This window comes from Salinibacterium sp., from assembly GCF_031364185.1.
Lineage (GTDB): Bacteria > Actinomycetota > Actinomycetes > Actinomycetales > Microbacteriaceae > Rhodoglobus.
Genome location: NZ_JANLVV010000034.1, coordinates 1 through 8,700, shown reverse-complemented (window position 1 = coordinate 8,700; position 8,700 = coordinate 1). Strand labels below are relative to the sequence as shown.

The following is an 8,700-nucleotide window of genomic DNA, read 5'->3' as shown; positions in this document are numbered from 1 at the left end:
ACGAGGTCGCCTCGACCGATCGCGACCCTCGCGAGGCGCATACCGGTGAGAAGTTCGGCTTCAACCGAGCAGTCGTAGATGGAGGCCATATCGCGTCTATGGTACCCGTCGAACCGGTACCCGCCGAAGCTCGGGCCCGGTGGACCTGCCCCCGAGTCCACCATGAAAGACTGGGAGACCCGTGGACCTCTACTTCTTCGACCTCGACCGCACGCTGTATGCGTACAACTTTCGCTACCGGCTGCCCGAGCTCGCCCGTCTTAGCGGCGCGAGCCAGTACCAGATCGCTTCACGTTGGTGGGCAGGCGGGTATGAGATTCGAGCCGAGGCCGGCGAATGGCCGACCGCCGACGCCTACCTGGATGAGTTTGCCCGCATCACGGGCGGTCGCAGACTGAGCCTTAAGGAATGGGCATCGGCCAGGGCCCTCTCCATGAGCCGAATCGACGCGAGTGTCGAAGCGCTTCGCCGAGCCGCCGAGCTTGGCACGGTGTGCCTGCTGTCGAACAACCCGTCCCCGCTCGGCGAGGCACTGCCGCTGCTGGCACCGGATGTCGTCGAGATCGTGGGCGACAATATCGTGGTCAGCTATATGCTCGGGATTCGAAAACCAGAACCCAAGCTGTTCACCCGGGCACTCGAACGACTCGGCGCTTCGGCGGGCACGACGTTCTTCGCCGATGACAGCGCCGAGAATGTAGCCGGGGCACGCTCGATCGGAATCACCGGATATCACCTCGAGTACATCGGCGAAGTGCCGCAAACCGACACCCTCCTGCCCGCTGTCGAGGCGTTCGCCGGGCGTGACCGATGAGCCTGCTCTTCATCTTCGACATGGATGACGTGCTGTACGACTACAACTGGCGAGCTCGAATGGCGGGGATGACCGAGCTCACGGGCCTCACACTCGACGAGCTGCGCGAGCGGTGGTGGCACGATGATGGCGAGTGGGCCGGTGAGGCTGGGGTGTTCGAGACTCCGGAGGCCTACCTCGACGCGTTCTCGGCGGCGATCGGCGTCGAGGTTGACGAGGACGACTGGGTGCGTGTGCGCGGGGCGGCGATGGCCGTGCGACCTCAGGCCATCGCGGCGGTTCGCCGGGCATCCACTCTCGGCACAATCACACTCCTGACCAATAACAACGCTCTCACCGCCAAGCACCTCCGTGCTCTCGCACCCGAACTCATCGAACTGTTCGGCGATCACATGCTCACCTCGAGCCACTATCGGGCGCGCAAGCCCGACCCGGCCGTGTTCACCCGGGTGCTGGCCGCCTACGACACCGCGCCGGCCGACGCCTTCTTCGCCGACGACATGGTGGAGAACGTGGAGGGAGCCCGCTCGATCGGCATCACCGCGTACCACTACGGCACGACGGAAGGGATGCTCGGCGCGATCGAGGCCTTCGCCGCCGCTCGCACGTAGAGCGCCCGCGCTGCTTTCGTCGGTCACGAGGTAAGGGAGATCGGTGCGGTCCGTTAGCAACGTATGGCACGGTGCCATACGTTGCCCATACGAGCACATCTCCCGCTACTGCGATCAGAACTCGCTAGCGGAGGGCGGTGGTCGCGCGGTCGCGGCCGAGGAGGTCGCGGTGGTGGGCGACGGCGGTCCAGCCGTCCAACGTGAGGAGCGCGGCGATCTGTGCGGCCTGCAACTCGCCGTGCTCCAGGATGAGGCTGCCACCTCGGCGCAGCAGGCGCCAGGCGGTCGCTGAGACCTGGCGCACGACATCCAGACCATCTTCGCCGCCGTAGAGAGCGAGCTCGGGGTCGAAGAGTCGCACCTCCGGATCGCGCGGGATCGCGCCCACCGGGATGTACGGGGGGTTGGAGATGACCACGTCGACGCTTCCGTCGAGGGTCGGCAGCGCGAATGCGAGATCGGCGCACACCGGGGTCGCATTGGCCGCGCCGACCGCGTCGAAGTTCTGTCGTGCCCAGACGAACGCGCGCGGCGACACCTCGACGCCGTAGATCCTGGAGTGGCCGACCTCCGTGGCCATGGCCAGCGCGATGGCACCGCTACCCATGCCAAGGTCGACGCCGACGGGCTCGGCCGATGCCGTGGCACGCAGGACGTCGATCGCGAATTGGGCAACGAACTCGGTCTCAGGCCTGGGGACGAAAACCCCGGGACCGACGGCGAGCTCGAGCTGCCTGAACGCAGCTCGACCGGTGATGTGCTGCAGCGGTTCCCGCGCGGCGCGGCGCTGGATGAGCAGTTCGACCTCCGCAGAGTGCCCGGGGTCAACGGGAAATCCCGTGATCGCCTTCGCCTGCACTGCCCCACGACTGAGGCCGAGTACGTGGCCGATCACAAGCTCAGCATCGACAGAAGGGTCTCGAATGCCGGCGCTGTCAAGTGCGCTGGTAGCGCGCGCGAGCAATTCTGTGATGGTCGTCATGGCGTTAGTGGGCCAGGTGCCCAGTCGCGATTCAGTCGTCTGCGCCGAGCGCATCGATGCGTGACTCTTCATCCGCCATGATGCAGGACTGGATGACCGGCTCGAGCGCGCCATTCATCACGGCATCGAGGTTGTAGGCCTTGTATCCCGTGCGGTGGTCTGCGACGCGGTTCTCGGGGAAGTTGTACGTACGGATTCGCTCCGAGCGATCCATGGTGCGGATCTGGCTCTTGCGGTACACGCTGGCCTCCGCGTCGGCCTCTTCTTGGTAGCGGGCGAGGATACGTGCCCGAAGCACACGCATTCCGGCCTCGCGGTTCTGCAGTTGCGACTTCTCGTTCTGCATGGCCACGACGATGCCGGTCGGGAGGTGGGTGATGCGCACGGCGGAGTCTGTCGTGTTGACGGACTGGCCCCAGGGGCCACTTGAACGGTAGACGTCGATCTTCAGGTCGTTCTGGCTGATCTCGACCTCCTCGGGCTCGTCAACCTCGGGGAAGACGAGCACACCGGCGGCGGAGGTGTGGATGCGACCCTGCGACTCCGTTGCGGGAACCCGCTGTACGCGGTGCACGCCGCCCTCGTACTTGAGGTGCGCCCAGATGCCCTCGGCGGGGTCACTGGAGTTTCCCTTGAAGGCGAGCTGGACATCCTTCACGCCGCCAAGATCGCTCGAGGTCTGCTCGATGATCTCGGTCTTCCACTTTTTCGATTCCGCATAGTGCAGGTACATGCGCAGCAGGTCGCCAGCGAAGAGTGCGGATTCTGCTCCGCCCTCCCCCATCTTGATCTCCATGATGACGTCGCGCGCATCGTTCGGATCCCGCGGGATCAACAGCCTGCGCAGTTTCTCCTGTGCGGTGTCGAGCGACTCGGTAAGCCCGGGGAGCTCGGCCGCGAACGACTCATCCTCGGCCGCCATCTCGCTTGCAGCAGCGACATCATCCGTCAGCTGGCGCCACTCGTGAAAGGCGGCAACGATGCGCGAGAGTTCCGCGTACCGGCGATTGACCTTCTTGCTCCTGGCCGGGTCTGAGTGGAGTTCAGGGTCAGCAAGCTGATTCTGTAGCTCGTCATGTTCGGCCAGCAGCGTCTGCACTGACTCGAACATGCTTAGTCCTCTGTTGATCCGTTGGCGCCGGGCATCGACTTCTGCACCTGCATCAGGAATTCGACGTTAGTCTGGGTTTCTTTTAGTCGGCCCAGCACGATCTCGAGCGCCTGCTGCTGGTCAAGACCCGCGAGAGCGCGACGCAGCTTCCAACTGACTTTGACCTCGTCAGCGCCCATCAGCATCTCTTCACGACGGGTTCCGGATGCGTTGACATCGACCGCGGGGAAGATGCGCTTATCGGCGAGCTGGCGTGACAGGCGCAGCTCCATGTTGCCGGTGCCCTTGAACTCCTCGAAGATGACCTCATCCATCTTGGAACCGGTCTCAACCAGAGCCGTGGCGATGATGGTGAGCGATCCACCCTCTTCGACGTTGCGCGCTGCCCCGAAGAATCGCTTCGGCGGGTACAGGGCCGACGAGTCGACGCCCCCAGACAGGATGCGGCCCGACGCCGGAGCCGCGAGGTTGTATGCCCGGCCGAGTCGGGTGATCGAGTCGAGCAGCACCACGACGTCATGGCCAAGCTCGACCAGCCGCTTCGCGCGCTCGATGGCAAGCTCTGCGACCGTGGTGTGGTCTTCGGCAGGACGATCGAAAGTCGAGGCGATGACCTCCCCCTTGACGGTGCGCTGCATGTCGGTGACCTCTTCGGGGCGCTCGTCGACGAGCACCACCATGAGGTGAACCTCGGGGTTGTTCTTGGCAATCGAATTGGCGATGGCCTGCAACACGAGGGTCTTGCCTGCCTTCGGAGGCGACACGATCAGGCCGCGCTGGCCTTTGCCAATCGGCGACACGAGGTCGATGATCCGGGTGGAGAGTTTGCCGGGCTCAGTCTCAAGGCGCAGGCGCTCCTGCGGGTAGAGCGGGGTCAGCTTTCCGAATTCAACTCGGTCCGCTGCCTCCTCAACGGGCAGTCCGTTGATCGAGTCGATGCGCACGATCGCGTTGTACTTCTGGCGACCCTGGCCCTGGTCCCCGTCACGCGGCTGGCGAATGGCGCCGACAACGGCGTCTCCCTTGCGCAGGTTGTATTTCTTGACCTGGCCGAGCGAAACATAGACATCGTTGTTGCCCGGGAGGTAACCGGAAGTGCGCACAAAAGCATAGTTATCGAGCACGTCCAGAATTCCGGCGACCGGGATGAGCACATCATCCTCAGTGATCTCGGGCTCGAAGTCGTCGCCCACTGGTCCACGGCCACGCTTGCGATCGCGGTAGCGGCTACGGCCGGTGCCACCCTCGAGGTCGCCGTCCTGGATGCGCTGGTTGTCGCGGCCCTGGTTGTCACGGGCCTGGTTGTCGCGGGCCTGGTTATCTCGCTGCTGGCCGCCCCGGTTCTGATCGGCAGCACCCTGCTGGCCACCACCCTGCTGTGAAGAGGACTGCTGGCCGTCTCGTTGCTGGCCATCTCGTTGCTGGCCGTCTCGTTGCTGGTTGGCGCCCTGCTGCCGGTTGTTCTGCTGGCGGCCGTTTTGACCGTTCTGGCCGTTCTGCTGGCCCTCGCCCTCGCCGCCCTGCTTACGATCCGAATTGCGGTTGCGGTTGCGGCCTCGTGATGAGCGACTCGAACCGCCCTCATGGTCGCTGTCGCCCTCCGTGCTGACCTCGGTGTTGGCCTCGGTTGAGGAGTCGTGCGAATCGTCGACTGTCGACGCCGCAACCTCGACTGCTACGTCAGCGGGGGTCGGGTCTTCGAGACCAGATTCGGCCTGGGCGACGTGTGAGCTCGCACGACGTGACAGCTTGCGAGTGGCGGGTGCCGACGGCTCGCTCTGGGCTACGTGGGCCCCCGTGCGGGCCGCAACGGGCGTGGCGCCGTAGTTGTCAGATGTCGTGTTGTCGGCCGCGTTATCATCTACCGACGGTGCTCCCGCGGGGGCACTTGCCGCCGCGATGGCCTCGGTGTCGGCGCTCGTAACACGGCGCGACGTGCGCTTGCGTGCGGCCGGGGCGGCCGGTGGGACCTCACTGTCGGATCCAGCGGAATCGACCGCTGGCGCGCTCGAGGACGCTTCAGGGCTGACCTCCGCAGAGTTGCCAGCACCCTGGTTGTCGCTGATCGCGGTCACGAGATCTCCCTTACGAAGTTTGGATGCTCCGGTGATGCCGAGCGAGCTGGCGAGCGCCTGCAGCTCTGATAATTTGAGGGCGCTCAGGTCTGAGCCTGGGTTGACGTTAGTCACAGTTGATTTTCCTTTCCCCTGCCGAAAAGTTGCTAATCGAGAGGAGAGCTGATCATCCCGGGCTGTCTGCGCGGATGCGCAGGAATCGAGTGCCGCAGGATGAGGGTGATGATGCGTGTGAGGATGGTGATGCAACCGGGAAGCTACAGCTGGGGCTTCGCTTCTACCTGGTGCGGGTTTACTGTAGCACCTTTGACATCGACGGCCGCCATCACGGCTCGCCAGGTGTCTCCGGCATGACCGGCCACGAGCGCTGCCGCTGCCGCTCGCTGCGAGGGGTCGCTGGCCAGCACAAGGATCGACGGGCCGGCACCTGACACCACGGCGGCAAAGCCCTGTTCGCGCAGCAGGTGAACGAGCGAACTGGTCTCGGGCATCGCACTGGCCCGGTACTCCTGGTGCAGCCTGTCTTCTGTTGCTTCCAGAAGAAGTTCGGGGCTCTGGGTCAGGGCGGCCACCAGCAGCGCGGAGCGTGAAAGGTTGAAGACCGCATCCGCGTACGGCACCACAGCGGGCTGAAGGCTCCGCGCGAGAGCAGTCGATACGGAGTGGTCGGGGACGAAGACCAACGGTGAGACGCCCCGGTGCACGAGGAGCTTCTTCGCCCTCGGCCCGGCATCCGTGGTCCACGCGATGGTGAGACCGCCATACAGCGCGGGCGCCACATTATCGGGATGACCCTCAAGTTCGGTGGCTAGCACCAGCATGGTGTCGAGAGTGAGCTCGGCAACTCCCCTGAGAAGACCTGCGGCCGCCATCACACCAGACACGATTGCTGCTGCGGACGACCCGAGACCTCCACCGTGCGGGATCACGTTATTCGCCTGAAGCTGCAACCCGGGCGAAGGAAGGCCGACGTGACGGAAAGTGTGCGCTATGGACCGAGCCACAAGATTCGACTCGTCTGTCGGAACGTCACCCCTGCCAACACCGGTCACCTCGACGAATACCCCCGGGGCATCGGTGCCGGTAATGATGAGCTCGTCGTATATCGCGAGCGCGAGCCCCAGTGTGTCGAAACCGGGGCCGAGGTTGGCGGAGGTCGCGGGTACCCGCACCATCACGGAGCGACCAGCGATGCTCGGTGTCAAGCGCGTTCCTTCACCAGTCCGAGCACACTCGCGATCTCATCGGCATCCACAGGAACAACCGTGGGGGTGATGTCTTTGCCATCGGCGGTTCGCAAAGCCCATTGCGGGTCTTTCAGACCATGACCCGTGACGGTGAGCACGACCGTGCAACCCTTCGGGATGAATCCTGCGTCCGAGCGTTCGAGCAGCCCAGCAACGCTGATCGCCGAAGCGGGCTCGACAAAGATCCCCACCTCCGCCGACAGGATCCGGTATGCCTCGAGAATCTTCTCGTCGGTGATGGAGCCAAAATATCCGTCGCTATTTTCGCGTGCGGCAAGCGCGAGCTCCCACGAGGCCGGATTGCCGATCCGGATGGCGCTGGCGATTGTCTCCGGATTCTTGACGACGTGGCCAACAACAAGCGGTGCGCTGCCGGCCGCCTGGAAGCCGAACATCCGGGGCAATTTCGTGCTGGCACGGCGGGCGAGGTCTTCGGTGTACCCGCGGTGGTAGGCGGTGTAGTTGCCGGCATTACCGACCGGCACGATGTGGATATCCGGTGCATCGCCCAAGACCTCGATCACCTCGAAAGCCGCAGTCTTCTGGCCCTCGATGCGGTCGGGATTGACCGAGTTGACAAGATGCACGGGGTAGTGGGCTGCGAGATCGCGGGCCATGTCGAGGCAGTCATCGAAGTTGCCCTGCACCTGGATGATCTCGGCGCCGTGGGCTATGGCCTGGGCGAGTTTACCCAGGGCGATTTTACCCTCGGGCACCAGGACGGCGGCCGTCAGCCCCGCGTGGGTGGCGTACGCGGCCGCACTGGCGGAGGTGTTGCCGGTGGAGGCGCAGATCACGGCCTTCGCGCCATGTTCGGCAGCCTTTGACACTGCCATCGTCATTCCGCGGTCTTTGAAAGAACTAGTCGGGTTCATTCCCTCATACTTCACCCAGATTTTCGCGCCCGTCCTGTGCGACAGGGCATCGGCCGCGATCAAAGGGGTGCCACCCTCACCCAGGGTGATGATCGGAGTCGCCTCCGAAATATCGAGGCGGTCGGCATATTCGCGGAGAACTCCGCGCCACTGGTGGGCCACTGATTACTGTCCTTCAACTCGGAGAACTGACACAACACTCGACACGACTGGGCTTGCGGCGAGCGACGTCACGGTGGCGGCGAGCGACGACTCCTCCGCGCGATGCGTAACAATCACAAGGGTAGCGGTGGGGCGCTCCGCGTCACCGCCATCGCGTACAGACTGCGACACAGCCTCGACCGAAACTCCGCGGTCGCTGAACTGGGTGGCCACGGCGGCGAGCACTCCCGGCTCGTCCACGACGGTCATGGTGATCTGGTAGCGAGTGATGACGCTCGACATGGGGAGCACCGGGAGGTTGGCCTGGGTCGACTCTGCCACCCCGGGGCCTCCGGCTACATGCCTGCGGGCGGCCGAGACGACGTCACCGAGCACCGCGGATGCCGTTTGGACACCGCCAGCGCCTGCGCCGTAAAACATCAGGCTGCCGGCGGCTTCGGCCTCGACGAACACGGCGTTGTTGGCGCCGTGCACGGCCGCCAGCGGGTGGCTGAGGGGTATCAGTGCCGGATGGACGCGGGCGGTGACGCCCTCGACGCCGGTCGCGGCATCCGTAATCCGCTCGCAGATTGCCAGCAATTTGACAACATAGCCGGCCTTGCGGGCCGCCACCACCTGCTCGTGAGTGACGGTCGTCATTCCCTCGCGGTGCACGGCTTCGAGCGGCATGGTGGTGTGAAATGCAAGGCTCGCCAGGATCGCCGCCTTCTGGGCGGCATCAAAACCCTCGACATCTGCGGTCGGATCCGCTTCGGCGTAGCCGAGCCTGGTCGCCTCGGCCAGCGCACTCTCGAGCGAATCACCCTCGATGTCCATGCGATCC

General features: G+C 64.6%; 8 protein-coding genes and 1 pseudogene. 2 read left to right on the top strand and 7 right to left on the bottom strand.

Annotation, left to right across the window (positions count from 1 at the left end):
* Positions 1 to 89 (bottom strand): annotated as a pseudogene (locus tag RMN95_RS01945) (threonylcarbamoyl-AMP synthase); the annotation flags it as partial.
* Positions 90 to 181: 92 nt separating this feature from the next.
* On the opposite strand from RMN95_RS01945, the gene RMN95_RS01940 reads away from it, so the two are divergent.
* Positions 182 to 814: an HAD-IA family hydrolase gene (locus RMN95_RS01940; protein ID WP_309615278.1), complete on the top strand. Its 633-nt coding sequence runs from the start codon at positions 182 to 184 to the stop codon at positions 812 to 814.
* A complete protein-coding gene (locus RMN95_RS01935; protein ID WP_309615277.1) occupies positions 811 to 1,425 on the top strand; it encodes an HAD-IA family hydrolase in 615 nt (204 codons plus the stop codon). Before RMN95_RS01940 ends, RMN95_RS01935 begins: the two co-directional genes overlap by 4 nt.
* Before the next feature lie 124 nt (positions 1,426 to 1,549).
* On the opposite strand, the gene prmC is transcribed toward RMN95_RS01935, so the two are convergent.
* The 6 genes from prmC to RMN95_RS01905 form a co-directional block, all read right to left on the bottom strand.
* Complete coding sequence (gene prmC, locus RMN95_RS01930; RefSeq protein ID WP_309615276.1) at positions 1,550 to 2,407, bottom strand: peptide chain release factor N(5)-glutamine methyltransferase; 858 nt, start codon at positions 2,405 to 2,407, stop codon at positions 1,550 to 1,552.
* A 31-nt stretch (positions 2,408 to 2,438) separates the two neighbouring features.
* Positions 2,439 to 3,518, bottom strand: coding sequence for a peptide chain release factor 1 (prfA, locus tag RMN95_RS01925; protein WP_309615275.1), 1,080 nt, complete (start codon positions 3,516 to 3,518; stop codon positions 2,439 to 2,441).
* A 2-nt stretch (positions 3,519 to 3,520) separates the two neighbouring features.
* Positions 3,521 to 5,707 (bottom strand): transcription termination factor Rho, encoded by a 2,187-nt coding sequence (gene rho / locus RMN95_RS01920; protein ID WP_309615274.1) that lies wholly within the window; start codon positions 5,705 to 5,707, stop codon positions 3,521 to 3,523.
* 143 nt (positions 5,708 to 5,850) lie between these two features.
* On the bottom strand, positions 5,851 to 6,768 hold the full coding sequence (thrB, locus tag RMN95_RS01915; RefSeq protein ID WP_309615279.1) for a homoserine kinase: 918 nt from the start codon (positions 6,766 to 6,768) through the stop codon (positions 5,851 to 5,853).
* Positions 6,769 to 6,794: 26 nt separating this feature from the next.
* Positions 6,795 to 7,877 carry a threonine synthase gene (thrC, locus tag RMN95_RS01910; protein WP_309615273.1) on the bottom strand — a complete coding sequence of 361 codons (1,083 nt, stop codon included), beginning with the start codon at positions 7,875 to 7,877 and terminating at the stop codon, positions 6,795 to 6,797.
* 3 nt (positions 7,878 to 7,880) lie between these two features.
* The coding region (locus RMN95_RS01905; protein ID WP_309615272.1) for a homoserine dehydrogenase at positions 7,881 to 8,700 on the bottom strand (820 nt) is incomplete at its 5' end.